The organism is Pseudomonas sp. Irchel s3h9, from assembly GCF_900187475.1.
Classification (GTDB): domain Bacteria; phylum Pseudomonadota; class Gammaproteobacteria; order Pseudomonadales; family Pseudomonadaceae; genus Aquipseudomonas; species Aquipseudomonas neuropathica.
Genome location: NZ_FYDH01000014.1, coordinates 173521 through 190161, shown reverse-complemented (window position 1 = coordinate 190161; position 16641 = coordinate 173521). Strand labels below are relative to the sequence as shown.

The window sequence follows — 16641 nt, the reverse complement described above, 5'->3', positions numbered from 1 at the left end:
TCTTTATCGGCGCTTGGGTGAAAGGAGGAGGGGCGAAATCTCCCACGGTCTGTGCTGCGTCAACAGTCAGAATCGAGCCTTGTCCCTCCTCCTCCCTTCAAGTCCTACCATACAAGCGAGCCTGCTCGCGAATGCGGAGTGTCAGTCTCCATTGAGTTGACTGATACACCGCTTTCGCGAGCAGGCTCGCTCCCACATTAGGATTGCTGCGATTTTTACTACGGGTTATGCGCCAGATGCTCCGGCTGCAACACCCGCTTGGCACTCAGATAAGCTTTCTGCCAGTACGCCTTCGACAGGCTGTCCAGCTTCACCGTGCCGCCGGTGGCCGGCGCATGCACGAAGCGCCCTTCCCCGACGTAAATCCCTGCATGACTGACCTGCGAGCCGCCATTGGTGGCGAAGAAGATCAGGTCGCCAGTCTGCAAGCCTTCCTTGCCGACATTCGGCGCCTGCATAACGATCAGCTCACGCGTCGAACGCGGCAAAGAGATGCCCGCCGCATCACGGTAGACAAAACCGATCAGCCCGCTGCAATCAAACCCCGAATCCGGCGTGTTGCCGCCCCAGCGATAAGGCGTGCCCACCAGACCGAGCGCGCGAAACAGCACGTCTTCAGCAGCCGGCGAGAAAGCTTGCGAAGGACCGAATACGACCGGCGCGCGAACCACCGGCGCAGGTGGCGGTGTACGACTGGCGCAGGCGCTGAGCAGCGCTGCGAAGAAGATCAATGTGAGGCGGGCCGTCATCGTCATAAGCAGAACATCCTGATCTGGCTGCGGCTTTTTCTGCCGATGGACAGAAAAGAAAACCGCCTGCGTGAGCACGCAGGCGGTTTGCCATCAATATAGACTCAGGATTCTAGCGGCTACACGGCAAACTTCAAGTAAGACTTTAACTTCACCTTGTAAAGTCTACGTCTACTCCGTTGCAGGGAGCCTGATTGTCGCCGCGAGCGCAGCGACATCGGGGGAATTACTTGCGAGCAGTGACGACGGTTGGAGCGTTGGCCAGAGCGCGTTTCGCTTCGATGAAAGTCTTGCTCCAGTAGCTGTCACCCAGGCTGTCGATGCGAACACCGCCGCTGCGACGACTGCTGGAGTGGATGAACTGGTTGTCACCCAGGTAGATCCCGGCGTGACTGACACGACCGCGACGACCGTTGGTGGCGAAGAACAGCAGATCGCCCGGCTCAAGGTTGCTGCGCGAGACCAGCGGCGCATCAACGTTGATCATTTCGCGGGTCGAGCGCGGCAGGTTCATGCCAGCTTCTTCGCGAAACAGGTAACCGATGAAGCCGCTGCAATCGAAACCGGCTTCAGAGGTACCGCCGAAACGGTAACGGGTACCGATCAGGGACATGCCGCGTTCGAGGATGCTGTCGGCCAGAACAGGAAGCTGATAAGGCTTCTTGCCATTGAATTCGTTGAGTTCTTTTTCGGTGTCCAGCTCTTCCTGGTAAATAACGGAAGACTGAGCCGTGGCAGAATTTTTAACCTGTTGAGGCTGCTCTTGAACTGGAGAATGAGCAGCGCAACCGTACAACAGGGTGACGAGTGCGAGAGGCACGAGGGGTGCGAAGCGCTTTAGCATGGGCACGACCGTGGCTGATAGTTGTAAAGAAGCCGAGACTATGCCCGCTATCAGCCTCATTTGCAAATTCAATCGATCTTTTTGTGACTTCTCGGTTTCTCGTTTACATCTAAGCGCTTAAGCCCATTTGAACCGATACGCGGCCTGCGCACCTCGCAGGAAAGCGGATTTTCTGGCGCCTGAAATATGCCGAAACACGCTACAAGCCACAGAACCAAAGGGATGGCTACCAGCCAAGGGTTTCTTTCAGGAAGGGAATGGTCAGCTTGCGCTGCGCCTGCAAGGAGGCCTGATCGAGCTGTTCAAGCAAGTCAAACAGCGCACTCATGCTGCGAGTGCCGCGAGTCAAAATAAAATGCCCGACTTCGTCAGTCAGGTGCAGACCGCGACGCGACGCGCGCAATTGCAAGGCGCGCAATTTGTCTTCATCGGAGAGCGGACGCATCTGGAAAATCAGCGCCAGGGTCAGGCGGGATTTCAAGTCAGCCAGTTTGACCGGCAATTCACGCGGAGAGGTGGAGGCGGCAATCAGCAAGCGCCGACCGCTGTCACGTAGACGATTGAACAGATGAAACATCGCCTCTTCCCAGTCAGCCTTGCCGGCAATCACTTGCAAGTCGTCCAGGCAAACCAGCTCGTACTGTTCAAGGTTGTCGAGGATTTCAACGCCGCGGTCCATCAACTCGGCCAACGGCAAATACACAGCCGGCTCACCCATCTGCTCGAAGCGCAAGCATGCGGCCTGCAACAGATGCGTCCGCCCTACGCCGTGTTTGCCCCACAGGTAGATCAGGCTTTCTGTCCAGCCGGCGTCGGCTTCGCATAGACGCTCGACATAGCCGAGTGCAGCGGCATTGGCGCCTGGGTAGTAGTTGATGAAGGTGGCGTCGTCACGCAGACGCACACCTAGGGGCAGCTGAATCGGTTTCATGCTGACTGAACAGTTCTCAAGGAACCGTTAGTGGCCTCTGTGTAAAGTTTGCGAAGTTTATACCCGTGAAGCTGAGCGCACAATGCGACAGAGTCCAAGCAAAATCAAAGGTTTGCGTTAACACGCTGGTTTTATGACAGATTCTTTGGCGCCAGCGCCTGCAGGACACGGGCCAACCCGGCTAATCGCCGGGCCGCCCTGCACCGTTACAACTCCGGCTCGTCCACACCGCTATAGATCTCGGAATCCTTGTACAAGTCGTGCACATGGCGCACCAGCACCATGATCACCGCCGCCACCGGCAAGGCCAACAGCACACCGGTGAAACCGAACAGCTCGCCGCCAGCCAGAATCGCGAAGATTACCGCCACCGGGTGCAGACCAATACGATCACCCACCAGCAACGGGGTCAACACCATACCCTCAAGCGCCTGACCAACCATGAACACCGCGACGATCCCGACCATCGGGTACAGATCACCACCGAACTGGAACAACCCGGCAATCAGCGCTGCGCCAATGCCGATCACGAAGCCCATGTACGGCACGATCGCCGCCAGCCCCGCGATCAGTCCGATCAACAGCCCCAGCTCCAGACCGACAATCATCAAGCCTGCCGCATAAATCACACCCAGCGCCAGCATCACCAGCAACTGACCACGAACGAACGCGCCCAGCACTTCATGACATTCGCCAGCCAAGGCGACTACACGCTCTTCACGATCACGCGGCAGCAGGCTGCGGATCTTGGCCATCATCACGTCCCAGTCGCGCAGCAGGTAGAAACTCACCACCGGGATCAGCACCAGATTGGCCAGCCAGCCGATCAGCGCAAGACTGGAGGCCGTTGCCTGACTCAGCACCACGCCGACAATGTCGGTGGTCTGACCCATGTGCTCGCTGATCGCGGCCTTGACCTTATCGAACTTCCAGAACCCGTCCGACAACCCCAGCTTCGACTGCGCCCACGGCACAGCTGTGTGCTGCAACCAGTCGAGCATCTGCGGTGCCAGTTCGTACAGACGCAGCAACTGCTTGGCGAGCATCGGCACCAGCACCAGCATCAGTGCGGTGACGATCAGCGTGAACAACGCAAACACCGCGATCACGCCCCAGGTTCGCGACAGCCCGAGTTTTTCCAGACGATCCACCAACGGATCGAACAGATAAGCCAGCAGCAGCGCCACCAGAAACGGCGTGAGGATCGGGTGCAGCAACCACACAAACGCGCAAAGCAGGACTACCCCACCGAGCCAGAACCAACGCCGCGTATCGGCCATGTACCACTCCTGTTGCTTCTATATAAGGAAAGACTTACCAGCGAAACCGCAACGACGGTGCTGCCGGGGTCGGGGCTGGCGCCGCGACAGGTGTTGCGCCACCAGCCACTGGTTGTGGCGCCGCTACCGGAGCCGGCGCCTCGGCCGGCAACTCCTGCAACTTCGCCAGCGACAGCTGCGCACGCATCTGATCGGCACTGCCATTGACCCGATAAACGATACGATCGCCATCAACACTTTGCAGACGCACGCCAAACGGTTCGAGTAACCGCAGCAGCGCCGCGTAATGTTCAAGATTCATGCCTTGGACTTCCAGGGTCTGCTGACCCGAAGCACCGGGCTTGGCAACAAATCGTGGCGCCAGACGCTCAGCCACCGCCAGCATCACCGCATCAGCGACAGCGGCCTGATCGGCGCCCTGCACACTGCCCGCCTCTTTCTGGTCGCCCAGCCACAAGTGCCACTTGGCCTGCCATTGCCCGCCCTCTTCACGGGCATGCACCGCCAGCAAGGCGTCAGCGTTGTAGCGCTCCGAAGCACCGCGCAGTGGCGCCGGATCCGTGCCCTCAAGCGCTGGCGCAGTGGCAACCAACTGCTCACTCAAATCAGCCAGCGGCAAACGCAACGGCAAGCCGCGGTGTTGCGCAGCCGTACGCAACGGCGCCGCAGCGGCCTGACCGTCACCGACCAGACTCGAACCTTCAGCCGAATCATTCAGCCACCAGCTCAGAATCGACGGCCGACTGGCGCCCCACAACGACAGGCCGGCCCGACGCAGCGCCTGCTCGGTGGTCGCCGGATCAAAATCGACCTTCAGCACCTCCGGCGGCCCGGCATCGAAACCGAACTGACTGATAATTTGCTGCGGATCCTTGCGAATCGCCGCCAGCCCCGGGTTTTGCGCAGCTTTCGGATCGCCCGTCAAACGCAGCACCAACGTGTCGAGCGCCGCCTGCGTGGCGCGATCACGTTCTTCCGGAGCCTGGCCATTGACCGGCTCACGCACTTGATAAAGGCCTTTGAGATTTTCGGCGTGACTCGCCAGGCTGAGCAGAGACAAACAACCCACAAACAACAATTTACAAAAACGCATGGAAAATTCCCGTCGACAGGAGCGGCTGGAACAGGCCGCGTGAACCGGTTAAGCAAGGCTGTGACAATCTGCCATCGCAAAGCATTCACACGGTAGCGGTAAGTTTTTGCACAGTGATAACGATAGACGGTTAATCGCCACACCTTATACAGGCGTTCATACGGCTCAATTGCAAAAAATTTCCGCTGATATGGCCCTGCCCGTCGGTGCGAGGATGGCCGCTGCCCCTCAAGCCTGATAAAATCGCGCGCCTTCGCAGACCGGCAACAGCCGGGCACCTCGAAACTCGCGTGAGGCCATCGCCACCCTCGATTTCGACGTTCCCGCTGAACTCGGTCGTTACCCCTGAATCCCCTCCCCTAAAGGCCTGGATCATGAGCAAGCAACCCTCCCTGAGCTACAAGGACGCCGGTGTAGACATCGACGCCGGTGAAGCATTGGTCGAACGCATCAAGAGCGTCGCCAAGCGCACTGCGCGCCCGGAAGTCATGGGCGGCCTGGGCGGTTTCGGCGCCCTCTGCGAAATCCCGGCCGGCTACAAGCAGCCAGTTCTGGTTTCCGGTACCGACGGCGTCGGCACCAAGCTGCGTCTGGCGCTGAACCTGAACAAGCACGACAGCATCGGTATCGACCTGGTTGCCATGTGCGTGAACGACCTCGTCGTTTGCGGCGCTGAGCCACTGTTCTTCCTCGACTACTACGCCACCGGCAAACTGAATGTCGACACCGCTGCCCAGGTGGTAACCGGCATCGGCGCTGGCTGCGAACTGTCGGGCTGCTCGCTGGTAGGCGGTGAAACCGCTGAAATGCCAGGCATGTACGAAGGCGAAGACTACGACCTGGCCGGCTTCTGCGTCGGCGTCGTGGAAAAATCGGAAATCATCGACGGCTCGAAAGTCGCCACTGGTGATGCGCTGATCGCTCTGCCATCGTCCGGCCCGCACTCCAACGGCTACTCGCTGATCCGCAAGATCATCGAAGTCTCCGGTGCCGACATCGAAAACGTCCAGCTCGACGGCAAACCGCTGACCGACCTGCTGATGGCCCCGACCCGTATCTACGTGAAGCCGCTGCTCAAACTGATCAAAGACACCGGCGCGGTCAAAGCCATGGCCCACATCACCGGTGGTGGCCTGCTCGACAACATCCCGCGCGTACTGCCAAAAGGCGCTCAGGCTGTGGTTGACGTGGCTAGCTGGACTCGCCCTGCCGTATTCGACTGGCTGCAGGAAAAAGGCAACGTTGACGAGACCGAAATGCACCGCGTGCTGAACTGCGGCGTTGGCATGGTCATCTGCGTGGCTCAGGAACACGTAGAAGTTGCGCTGAACACCCTGCGTGACGCCGGCGAACAGCCTTGGGTCATCGGTCAGATCGCTGCCGCTGCCGAAGGCGCTGCTCAGGTTGATCTGCAGAACCTTAAGGCTCATTAATGTCCGCAACCTGTGATGTCGTGGTGCTGTTGTCCGGCACCGGCAGTAACTTGCAGGCTCTGATCGACAGCACGCGGACCGGCGACAGCCCGGTCCGCATCGCTGCAGTGATTTCCAATCGCGCCGACGCCTACGGCCTGCAACGCGCCAGTGCTGCGGGTATCGCCACCCGCTCGCTGGATCACAAGGCATTCGAAGGTCGCGAGGCCTTCGATGCTGCCCTGATCGAACTGATCGACGAATTCAATCCGAAACTCGTGGTGCTGGCCGGCTTCATGCGCATTCTCAGCGCTGATTTCGTTCGCCACTACCAAGGTCGCCTGCTCAACATCCACCCGTCGCTGCTGCCCAAATACAAAGGGTTACACACTCATCAGCGTGCGCTGGAGGCCGGTGACACTGAGCACGGCTGCTCCGTGCACTTCGTCACCGAGGAACTCGATGGCGGACCACTGGTCGTACAGGCAGTATTACCGGTAGAGTTGCACGACACGCCGCAGAGTCTGGCGCAGCGAGTCCACGTTCAGGAACACCTGATCTACCCGATGGCAGTACGCTGGTTTGCCGAAGGCAGACTGGCACTCGGTGAACACGGTGCTTTGCTGGACGGCCAGTTACTCGCGGCCAGCGGCCACTTGATTCGAAACTAGGAGATATTATGCGTCGCGCCCTGCTCTTCGCTTGCGCTCTGCTCGCCCTGCCCTTCGCGCAGGCAGCGGACCTTCAACCGTTCTCCGCCAGCTACACCGCCGACTGGAAGCAGTTGCCCATGAGCGGCACCGCCGAGCGCAGTCTGGTCAAGGAAGCCAACGGCGTCTGGAAGCTCAGCTTCAAGGCCTCGATGATGATCGCCAGCCTGACTGAAGAAAGCACTCTGACCCTGGACAAGGACACCCTGCTACCGCAGTCCTACCACTTTGAACGTGGCGGTCTGGGCAAAGCGAAAAAGGCTGATCTGGATTTTGACTGGAACAGCAAAATGGTCACCGGTACCGACCGTGGCGACGCGGTGAAGATTCCGCTGAATCGCGGCATGGTCGACAAGTCCACTTACCAGTTGGCACTGCAACATGACGTTGCTGCCGGCAAGAAGACCATGAGCTATCAAGTGGTCGATGACGGTGAAGTCGATACCTATGACTTCCGCGTGCTGGGTTCGGAAAAAGTCGAGACCAAGGCTGGCAAGATTGATGCGATCAAGGTCGAGCGCGTGCGCGACCCGACACAAAGCAAGCGCATCACCGTCCTCTGGTTCGCCAAGGATTGGGATTACCTGCTGGTTCGCCTGCAACAGGTTGAAACCGACGGCAAGGAGTACAACATCATGCTCCAAGACGGCACCGTCAACGGCAAAGCCGTTAAAGGCAGCTGATCCGCCGCAAGAACAAAGAGCCCCGCGAAATGCGGGGCTTTTTTTTGCCTGTGTTTAACTCGACTTTTTGTGTCACCTTCGCCCCTCACCCCAGCCCTCTCCCGAGGGAGAGGGAGCCGACCGAGATGTCTGGCGCTGGGCATCGACCTGAAAAACAGAGTCGATTATGGATTCACCCAAGCAGTTTCAGGTCGACGTATGTGCAGCGCATCGCACGGTCAGTCCCTCTCCCCTTGGGAGAGGGTTAGGGTGAGGGGCTTTTGAAGGCAAACCTCAAACCGAGAACTTGGCGACCATGCTGTTCAAATCCACCGCCAACCGCGACAGTTCCTGACTCGCCGCGCTCGTTTGATTGGCCCCGGCCGATGTCTGCATCGCCAGATCACGAATATTCATCAGATTACGATCCACTTCCCGCGCCACCGCCGCCTGCTCTTCCGAGGCACTGGCGATCACCAGATTGCGCTCGTTGATCAGCGTGAACGCCGAGGCAATCTCTTCAAGTGCAGCCCCGGCCGCCTTGGCTAACTCCAGCGTCGAGCGCGCCCGCACATTGCTCTGCTGCATCGAACTGACCGCCGAATCGGTGCCCTGCTGAATGCCGCCAATCATCTGCTCAATCTCTTGCGTCGATTGCTGGGTGCGATGCGCCAAGGCCCGCACCTCGTCCGCCACCACAGCAAACCCACGCCCGGCATCGCCGGCCCGCGCCGCTTCGATCGCAGCGTTCAGCGCCAGCAAATTGGTCTGCTCGGCAATCGAACGAATCACGTCCAGCACTTTGCTGATGCTATAGACCTTCTGCGCCAGATCTTCTACTTGGCTGGCATTGGCCGTCACATCATCGGCAAGCGATTCAATAGACAACACCGTTTGATGCACCTGTTCACGACCATGCTGGGCAATACGATCGGATTCCCGCGACGCTTCTGACGTTGCCACGGCATTGCTGGCAACCTCCTCCACTGCAGCAGTCATCTGATTGACCGCCGTGGCCGCCTGTTCGATTTCCAGGCTCTGCTGGTGTAACCCGCGCGTAGCGTCTTCCGTGACGCAACTCAGCTCCTCTGACGCTGAGGCCAATTGGCTGGAGGACTCCGAGATTTGCCGAATCGTCTCGCGCAAGTTGTGCTGCATGCTCTTGAGCGCCTGCAACAGCCGCGCCGGCTCGTCCTTGCCGCTGATGTTGATGTTGCCGGTCAGATCGCCACTCGCCACCACCTCGGCCACGCCCAACGACTGCGCCAGCGGCAACACGATGCTGCGGGTCAGCAACAGGGCCAGGCCGATGGTGATCAGCGCGGTCACGCCAATCATCACCCCGACCCACACCCGCGAATTCATGAACACCAACCGCGCAGCTTCGGTGGCGAGATTGGCATTGTGTTTATTCAGCTCAACCAGTTCGCGCAAAAGCACTGCGATTTCGTCGGCCAAGGGACTCATCTGACCATTGAGAATGGTCGCGGCCTCCTCGACCCGATTCTGCGCAGACAACTGCATGACTTGTGCCTGAAACTCCAGATACTGGTGTTCGGCAACCTTGAAGCGATCGAACAGCTTGCGCTCCTCGGGCAACACGATCAGCACGTCATAACGCTGCTGCGCCTCACTAAGCACACCGCGCAATTCATTGAGTTTGGCAACGTTCTGTTCGAGCGCCTGCGGATCACGATTGAGTAACAGACGCATGGTCAACGCTCGCAGGCGCAGCATGTCCTGACTCATCTCGCCGACCGCCATCACGCTCGGCAGCCAATTGTTATCGACCTCGTCGGACTGCGCGCGCATGTTTGACATTTGCAGCAAAGCGAACGCCCCGAGGGCAAATACCATCAGCGCCAACAGGCCAAAACCGAGGCCGGCGCGCGGGGCAATATTGAGACTACGGATACTCATTGCTCTGGTTCCTTCCAAAAGCGCTGCATCAACCCTGCAGCTGGTTGCTTTAGAAGGTATCGGCCCGGCGAAAATTTGCGTAAGACGAAAAGGCGATATCAAAAGGCCTTGATCCTTCGAACCGTTGGCATTAACGATTCAGCGTGCTTTTGCCGGACTTGAGCACCGTTCGCGGCAAGATTGCCAGGAAGTTATCCCGAGCGACTTTTTGCGCAACGTCGTCCGGCAGCGCATCAAGGAACGGTTTGAAACTGCGCATTTCTTCACCGAGCTTATTGAAACGCCCGACCACGTCAGAGCCGAGCATGAAGCGTTCCGGGTATTTCTCGACCAGCGCCAGCCACTCCGCGCGCGGCGTGCCCTGTTCGTCCAGCAGGTACGGCGTGAGCATGCTCCAGGACAAGTCGATAAACAGGTTGGGATACGCCTCAAGCATGCGCGTCAGCGTGGGCAGCAAGAACTTCAGTTGTGTCTGATGCCGATGAATTTCGGCACTGGTGCCGGCGTGCGCCCAGATAAATCGTGTATGCGGGTGATTACGAAGCGGCTCTTCGATTTCCTTCAGGTACAGCGGATTTTTCTCACGCTTGGAGGTGATGTTGGAATGCAGCATCACCGGCAGATCGTTCTCGGCGGCCAGATGATAGATCTTGGTCATCGCTTCATTGTTGGCCCGCGGCGTGTCGCCGGAGGTCAGCGCCGTGAGATCGTCATGCCGGGTAAACACTTCGCCGATGCCCTGCCAAAGCCCTGGGTAAAGGTCGAGCATGCGCTGGATATGTGCGGCGGAGTTCTTGTCGTTGGGGTTGAAGCCGGCCAGGAAGGGATGAAAGTACGGGCGCTGCTCGGCGCTGAGTTTTTGCACGGCATCAGCAACGATCACATCGGTTGCGCTGTACCAGTAGGCGTCAGCGTCGTCACCCGCGTAATAACGCGGACGCTTGGGTTCGTCTTCGTGCCATTTCTTCGCCACCGGAATGCCGGAAATCATCACATGCTCGACGGAATTGTCCTGCATGGCTGTCAGCAGTTTCGCCATGCCTGCGCTTTCCTGGAAAAAATCCACGTAATGCAGGTGCGCATCGCTGTAGGTGTAATCGCGGGCGCTCGCGCTGCCGGCAACCAGAAGAAGACAGGCAAGACTCAGACGATACAGGGACACAAGTAATCTCCGGGAAGTAGGCATAGCCTAGACCGCACCCTGACGACAAGGGTTCATCCCGCAGGAAAGTGGAACGCGTACCGGTGGGAATGCTCTATAACTGCAAGGTCTTTTTTGATCGAACGACTTTTCCTACTGCCTGTGAGGTTCCCATGACTGTTACCGTCAATACCGTCTCCGCTGAAGGTTTTCGTCACACCGTACAGATTGATGATCACGAACTGTTTGCCGACGTGCCGAAAACCGCCGGCGGCGAAGGCTCGGCACCTGAGCCGCACGACTATTTCGATGCGGCCCTCGGCGCCTGCAAAGCGTTGACTCTGAAGATGTACGCGAAGAAAAAAGACATCCCGCTGACCGGTGTCGGAGTCGAGGTCAAACGCGACAACAGTGAAGAGCAGAAAGGCAAATACGCCCTGCACGTAACCCTCACCCTCAAAGGCGTACTCACCGACGCCCAGCGTGAAGAACTGCTGCGCGTCGCCGATCGCTGCCCGATTCACAAACTGATGACCACCAGCGACGTGACGATCGAAACCCACGCTCCGCAAGGCTTCGATAGCCAGTAACCCTCCTGATGCCAGCGGCGGGTTATGCTTCTGGCATCACCCGCTCAGTCTGGAATGCACCATGGACACGCAACCTCTGATCATCCGCCCGCGCGCCGAAGACGTCGAAGGCCAGCCGATTCTGCGCCCGTTGCCGTCAGCCAAATGCCGCAGCGTCGGGCCTTTCGTGTTTTTCGACCACATGCTCGAGACGGTTTATCCGACGGGCAAAGGTATGAATATCCGACAGCACCCGCACATCGGTCTGTCGACGCTCACGTATCTGTTCGAAGGTCAGATCCAGCACAAGGACAGCCTTGGCTCGGACCAGGTGGTCAGCGCTGGCGACGTCAGCTGGATGACCGCCGGCAGCGCGATTGCCCACGTTGAACGCACGCCTGAGCCGTTGTGGGACCAGAGTTTCACGATGCACGGTTTGCAGATCTGGCTGGCGTCGCCCAAGGATCACGAGCAAGGCCCGGGGCATTACAGCCATCACCCGGCAGCGACATTGCCGGTCAGCGATAACCTCGGCGTGCAGATTCGGATGATCGCCGGATCGGGCTTTTGCCTCGAATCACCGGTACCGGTGCTTTCTCCTACGTTGTATGCGGAAGTGAAAATGCAAACGGCGACCACCCTGCTGATTCCGACCGAGCACGAAGAACGGGCGGTGTATGTGTTGAGTGGGGATGCGCAGTTGAACGGCGAGACGATTGAGCCGCATGCACTGGCGGTGTTGCCCGCTGGTGAAGAGATGAGCCTGTTTGCCGAGAGCGACGTTCATGCGGTGGTGTTCGGCGGCGCGCCGCTGGACGGGCCGCGGCGGATCAACTGGAATTTTGTCGCGAGCGATCCGGCGGCGATTGATGAGGCACGGCGTAAATGGGCGGCCGGGGATTGGCCGACGGTGCCGGGGGAAGTTGAGCGGATTGAATTGCCGCGTTAAGCCTTTACCCTCACCCCAGCCCTCCCGAAACGTCGGACCGCCCGTAGGGAGAGGGAGCCGACCGAGGTGTCTGGCGTCATACATCGACCTGAAAAATCTTGGCGATTATGGATTCACCAAGACACTTTCAGGTCGGCGTAACCCTGAAGCATCCCCCATTCAGTCCCCTCTCCCTACGGGCGGTCCGACGTTTCGGGAGGATTAGGGTGAGGGGCTTTTGCTTTTCAGGCTTCAGCCCTTGAACACTTCATCCAGCAAATCATGCATCGACTTGAACGCGCGCTTCGCGGTTTTCGCGTCGTACATCATCTTGCCCGGCACATTCGCATGCGGATCAGTGAACGAGTGCACCGCACCGCCATAGCTCAGCAGTTGCCAATCGACTTTCGCCGCGTTCATTTCATCCTCAAACGCCGGCAATTGCTCTTTTGGCACCAACGGGTCTGAAGCACCGTGCAGCACCAGCACCGAACCTTTGATGTTCTGCGCGTCGGCCGGATTCGGCGAATCCAGCGTGCCGTGGAACGACACCGCCGCTTTCACCGGCGCACCGGTGCGCGCCAAATCCAGCGCACAGCAACCACCAAAGCAGAAACCGAACACTGCCAGGTTCGAAGTATCCACCGCCGCTTCGCCCTGCTTCTGCAACTGCTCGAACGCCGCTTGCATACGCTTGCGCAGCAGCGCGCGATCATCCTTCAACGGCATCATCGCCGCGCCGGCCTGATCCGCGTTCTGCGGACGCACAGCCTGACCGTAAACGTCAGCGATCAACACCACGTAGCCCTTGGCCGCGACCGATTTGGCGATCTCTTCGGCACCGGCGCTGACGCCCATCCAGTTCGGCGCCATCAACAAACCCGGACGCGCGCCTTTGTGCTCGGCGTCGAACGCCAGACGACCTTCATAAGGCTGGCCGTCGATCTGGTAGACCACGGAACGTACAGTGACTTCGCTCATTTCTGACTCCTGATTTGCTAAACACCAGAATGAAAAAACCCGCCGAAGCGGGTTTTTCTACGACTTGGTTAAACCGACAGTTCAACCAGCAGCTTGTTCAGGCGGCGCACATAAGCGGCCGGATCTTTCAAGCTGTCGCCGGCAGCCAGGGCTGCCTGATCGAAGAGGATGTGCGACAGGTCGCCGAACCGCTCTTCGCTCTGCTCGCCATCGAGTTTCTCGATCAGCGGGTGGCTTGGGTTGAATTCGAAGATTGGCTTCGAATCCGGCACTTTTTGCCCGCTGGCTTCGAGGATCTGGCGCATTTGCAGACCCAGATCCTGCTCGCCGATGGCCAGAATGGCCGGCGAGTCGGTCAGACGATGCGATACGCGGACTTCAGCCACGGAATCGCCCAGCGCGGTTTTCAGACGCTCAACCAGACCTTCTTTGGACTTGGCGACTTCTTCTGCAGCTTTCTTGTCCTCTTCCGAGTCCAGATTGCCCAGATCAAGATCACCACGTGCCACGTCAACGAAAGTCTTGCCGTCGAACTCGCTGAGGTAGCTCATCAGCCACTCGTCGATGCGGTCGGTCAGCAGCAGCACTTCGATGCCTTTCTTGCGGAAGACTTCCAGGTGCGGGCTGTTTTTAACCTGCGCGTAGGTTTCGCCGGTGAGGTAGTAGATCTTGTCCTGACCTTCCTTGGCGCGAGCCAGGTAGTCGGCCAGACCAACGATCTGCTCGCCTTCGTCGCCGTTGGTCGATGCGAAACGCAACAGACCGGCAATTTTCTCTTTGTTGGCGAAGTCTTCTGCCGGGCCTTCTTTCATGACCTGACCGAAGTTCTTCCAGAAGCCTTTGTATTGCTCAGGCTCGTTTTTCGCCAGTTTTTCCAGCATGTCGAGCACACGCTTGGTCAGCGCGGTCTTCATCGAATCGATGATCGGGTCTTTCTGCAGGATTTCGCGCGACACGTTCAGCGACAGGTCGTTGGAATCGACCACGCCTTTGATGAAGCGCAGGTACAGCGGCAGGAACGACTCGGCCTGATCCATGACGAACACGCGTTGCACGTAGAGCTTCAGGCCTTTCGGCGCTTCACGCTGGTACAGGTCGAACGGTGCGCGGGCCGGCACATACAGCAGCGAGCTGTATTCGAGCTTGCCTTCGACTTTGTTGTGGCTCCAGGCCAGCGGGTTTTCAAAGTCGTGAGCGATGTGCTTGTAGAACTCCTGGTATTCCTCGTCCTTCACTTCAGTGCGCGGACGGGTCCACAGAGCGCTGGCGCGGTTGACGGTTTCCCATTCAACGGCTGGTGCTTCTTCGCCTTCTGCTGCTGCCGCTTCTTTCGGCAGTTCGATCGGCAAAGCAATGTGGTCGGAGTACTTCTTGATGATGTTGCGCAGACGCCAGCCATCGGCGAACTCGTCTTCCGCAGCTTTCAGGTGCAGAACGATGCGGGTGCCGCGCTCTGGTTTGTCGATGGTGGCGACTTCGAACTCGCCCTCGCCTTTCGACGACCAGTGCACGCCTTCGCTGGCCGGGGTGCCGGCGCGACGGGAGTACACATCAACTTGGTCAGCAACGATGAAGGCGGAGTAGAAGCCCACACCGAACTGACCGATCAGGTGCGAATCTTTCTTCTGATCGCCCGAAAGATTTTTCATGAAATCGGCAGTGCCGGATTTGGCGATAGTCCCCAGGTGGGTGATCACATCGTCGCGGTTCATGCCGATACCGTTGTCTTCGAGGGTGACGGTCTTGGCGTCCTTGTCGAAGCTCACACGGATTTTCAGATCAGCGCCACCTTCGAGCAACTCTGGCTTGGCCAGGGCTTCGAAGCGCAGCTTATCGACAGCGTCAGAGGCGTTCGAGATCAATTCGCGAAGGAAAATTTCCTTGTTGGAATACAGCGAATGGATCATGAGGTGCAGCAGCTGCTTTACCTCGGTCTGGAAGCCCAGGGTTTCCTTTTGAGTTTCCACACTCATGGTCATCAAACTCCAATCAGATGGCAGTGGCCGCGACCCGAAATGGTCGACGGCGGGTTGTCTTGTGAGTTTGGGGCGCTGTTCAGGATTTCAAGGGCTCCTCGATTTTGAAGTGCGCACGCGCGGTGGCAATCGGTTCGCTTTCAGTGCTTTGCCAGGCTGTGATCGCAACGTTGGCGACGCGGCGTCCCTGACGGCAGACCTGACATTTGGCCCAGGTATCGCGGAACTGCCCGGCGCGCAGGTAATCAAGGGAGAAGTCGATAATCTTCGGCACGCCAGGCGCACCGGTGAAAATCAACAGATGCAGGGCAGCGGCCAGCTCCATGAATCCGGCAATCACCCCGCCGTGGATCGCCGGCAATAAAGGGTTACCAATGTTGTCCTTGTTCGCCGGCAGCTTGAACAACAGTTCATCACCGACTCGCGAACACTCGATACCGATTAGCCCGGCGTACGGGATCAGTTCCAGCAACGGCGTGTAATCACCCTCTGCATGGGCCTGCTGCAATTGTTGCTTGAGGTCGTCAATCACTGACTTTCTCCCTTGATCGCGCCGCCGAAACCTTTGGTGCCTTTGAGGCCCTTGCCCATGCGCATGAAGGTGCCGACCACATGGGCGATGGGCTGTTCGGGATCATCCTGATAAGCGAAGCCTCGGGCGAAGATCACATCGGTGGTCACTCGGTAGCACTGGGCAAAGCCATACACATCCTTGTTCGGCTCGGCGGCGTGCATGTAATCGATGCGCAGATCGAGGGTTGGACACACCTCGAACTCCGGCAACACGCACAGGGTCGACATCCCGCAGGCGGTGTCCATCAATGAAGTAATCGCCCCGCCGTGAATGACTCCGGTCCGGGGATTGCCGACGATTTTTTCGCTGTACGGCAAGATCACCGTAAGCCCTTCGGCCGAGGCGCTGTGCACCTGCAAACCGAGTACCTGACAGTGACGCAGCGCCGATAGAAACCGCGTCGCACGCTCAAAAACGGTGTTTTCGGCCATTTGATAATTACTCTCGTTAGAGCCTTTTGCCAGTAGTGAGCAAAACAGCAAAAGTTCCGTGTAAAAACAAACTTATATATCTGAAAGAAATGAGGAACTTAACCTGTAGCGCCGAGTTCTTAAGGCCAGTAGTTATTTTCCATAAGGAGAAACACCCCATGCGTAAGACTTTTGCTATTGCCTTGATGTTGACCGCTTCCCTCGGTCTCGCTGCCTGCGATAAAAAATCCGAGGACAAAGCTCAAGATGCCAACCAACATGCTGAACAAGCTCAGCAAGACATGAACAAAGCTCAGGATAAAGTGAACGACGCTGCGAAAGAAAACGCCGAAGCTGCCAAAGCTCAGGCTGAATCGAACGCTGCTGCACAAGAAGAAGCTGCCAAGAAGCAATAATTCGCTTTTTGCTGCAGAAAGAAGAAAACCCGCCAAGTGCGGGTT

General features: G+C 58.3%; 17 protein-coding genes. 6 read left to right on the top strand and 11 right to left on the bottom strand.

The annotated features are described in order from the left end of the window. Window positions 1-218: 218 nt before the first annotated feature. The 5 genes from CKW26_RS22625 to CKW26_RS22605 form a co-directional block, all read right to left on the bottom strand. Complete coding sequence (locus tag CKW26_RS22625) at window positions 219-755, bottom strand: C40 family peptidase (RefSeq protein ID WP_095050233.1); 537 nt, start codon at window positions 753-755, stop codon at window positions 219-221. Window positions 756-975: 220 nt separating this feature from the next. After that, a complete protein-coding gene (locus tag CKW26_RS22620) occupies window positions 976-1593 on the bottom strand; it encodes a C40 family peptidase (RefSeq protein ID WP_007919826.1) in 618 nt (205 codons plus the stop codon). Window positions 1594-1819: 226 nt separating this feature from the next. Continuing rightward, window positions 1820-2524: a DnaA regulatory inactivator Hda gene (gene hda / locus CKW26_RS22615; RefSeq protein WP_007919828.1), complete on the bottom strand. Its 705-nt coding sequence runs from the start codon at window positions 2522-2524 to the stop codon at window positions 1820-1822. Between the two features lie 206 nt (window positions 2525-2730). Next, window positions 2731-3804 (bottom strand): AI-2E family transporter, encoded by a 1074-nt coding sequence (locus CKW26_RS22610; RefSeq protein WP_093440003.1) that lies wholly within the window; start codon window positions 3802-3804, stop codon window positions 2731-2733. Window positions 3805-3838: 34 nt separating this feature from the next. Beyond that, on the bottom strand, window positions 3839-4897 hold the full coding sequence (locus CKW26_RS22605) for a DUF2066 domain-containing protein (protein ID WP_095050232.1): 1059 nt from the start codon (window positions 4895-4897) through the stop codon (window positions 3839-3841). A gap of 374 nt (window positions 4898-5271) precedes the next feature. Between CKW26_RS22605 and purM the strand changes: the two genes are divergently transcribed. From purM to CKW26_RS22590, 3 genes are read left to right on the top strand one after another with little or no spacing between them, the layout of a single operon-like run. Next, the gene (gene purM, locus CKW26_RS22600) at window positions 5272-6330 is read left to right on the top strand and encodes a phosphoribosylformylglycinamidine cyclo-ligase (RefSeq protein WP_095050231.1); all 1059 of its coding nucleotides are present in this window, start codon (window positions 5272-5274) and stop codon (window positions 6328-6330) included. Next, entirely contained in the window at window positions 6330-6980 is a 651-nt protein-coding gene (gene purN, locus CKW26_RS22595; protein WP_095050230.1) for a phosphoribosylglycinamide formyltransferase, read from the top strand. The genes purM and purN overlap by 1 nt, the downstream gene beginning before the upstream one ends. Before the next feature lie 8 nt (window positions 6981-6988). Continuing rightward, window positions 6989-7702 (top strand): DUF3108 domain-containing protein, encoded by a 714-nt coding sequence (locus tag CKW26_RS22590; RefSeq protein WP_095050229.1) that lies wholly within the window; start codon window positions 6989-6991, stop codon window positions 7700-7702. A gap of 273 nt (window positions 7703-7975) precedes the next feature. Here CKW26_RS22590 and CKW26_RS22585 read toward each other — a convergent pair whose 3' ends face one another. Together CKW26_RS22585 and CKW26_RS22580 are read right to left on the bottom strand one after the other, a co-directional pair. Beyond that, complete coding sequence (locus tag CKW26_RS22585) at window positions 7976-9601, bottom strand: methyl-accepting chemotaxis protein (RefSeq protein WP_095050228.1); 1626 nt, start codon at window positions 9599-9601, stop codon at window positions 7976-7978. 130 nt (window positions 9602-9731) lie between these two features. Further along, a complete protein-coding gene (locus CKW26_RS22580; RefSeq protein ID WP_095050227.1) occupies window positions 9732-10787 on the bottom strand; it encodes an amidohydrolase family protein in 1056 nt (351 codons plus the stop codon). Window positions 10788-10915: 128 nt separating this feature from the next. On the opposite strand from CKW26_RS22580, the gene CKW26_RS22575 reads away from it, so the two are divergent. Together CKW26_RS22575 and CKW26_RS22570 are read left to right on the top strand one after the other, a co-directional pair. Further along, the gene (locus CKW26_RS22575; RefSeq protein WP_095050226.1) at window positions 10916-11332 is read left to right on the top strand and encodes an OsmC family protein; all 417 of its coding nucleotides are present in this window, start codon (window positions 10916-10918) and stop codon (window positions 11330-11332) included. 61 nt (window positions 11333-11393) lie between these two features. Next, window positions 11394-12260, top strand: coding sequence for a pirin family protein (locus CKW26_RS22570; protein WP_095050225.1), 867 nt, complete (start codon window positions 11394-11396; stop codon window positions 12258-12260). Between the two features lie 231 nt (window positions 12261-12491). Here the strand turns inward: CKW26_RS22570 and CKW26_RS22565 are convergent, their stop codons facing one another. From CKW26_RS22565 to CKW26_RS22550, 4 genes are all read right to left on the bottom strand, one after another. Beyond that, complete coding sequence (locus CKW26_RS22565; protein ID WP_095050224.1) at window positions 12492-13220, bottom strand: dienelactone hydrolase family protein; 729 nt, start codon at window positions 13218-13220, stop codon at window positions 12492-12494. A 68-nt stretch (window positions 13221-13288) separates the two neighbouring features. Next, window positions 13289-15193 (bottom strand): molecular chaperone HtpG, encoded by a 1905-nt coding sequence (htpG, locus tag CKW26_RS22560; RefSeq protein WP_077572237.1) that lies wholly within the window; start codon window positions 15191-15193, stop codon window positions 13289-13291. Window positions 15194-15275: 82 nt separating this feature from the next. Next, complete coding sequence (locus CKW26_RS22555; protein ID WP_095050223.1) at window positions 15276-15728, bottom strand: PaaI family thioesterase; 453 nt, start codon at window positions 15726-15728, stop codon at window positions 15276-15278. Then, on the bottom strand, window positions 15725-16201 hold the full coding sequence (locus tag CKW26_RS22550; protein WP_095050222.1) for a PaaI family thioesterase: 477 nt from the start codon (window positions 16199-16201) through the stop codon (window positions 15725-15727). The genes CKW26_RS22555 and CKW26_RS22550 overlap by 4 nt, the downstream gene beginning before the upstream one ends. Before the next feature lie 158 nt (window positions 16202-16359). On the opposite strand from CKW26_RS22550, the gene CKW26_RS22545 reads away from it, so the two are divergent. Beyond that, the gene (locus tag CKW26_RS22545) at window positions 16360-16596 is read left to right on the top strand and encodes a hypothetical protein (RefSeq protein WP_007919867.1); all 237 of its coding nucleotides are present in this window, start codon (window positions 16360-16362) and stop codon (window positions 16594-16596) included. Window positions 16597-16641: the final 45 nt, after the last annotated feature.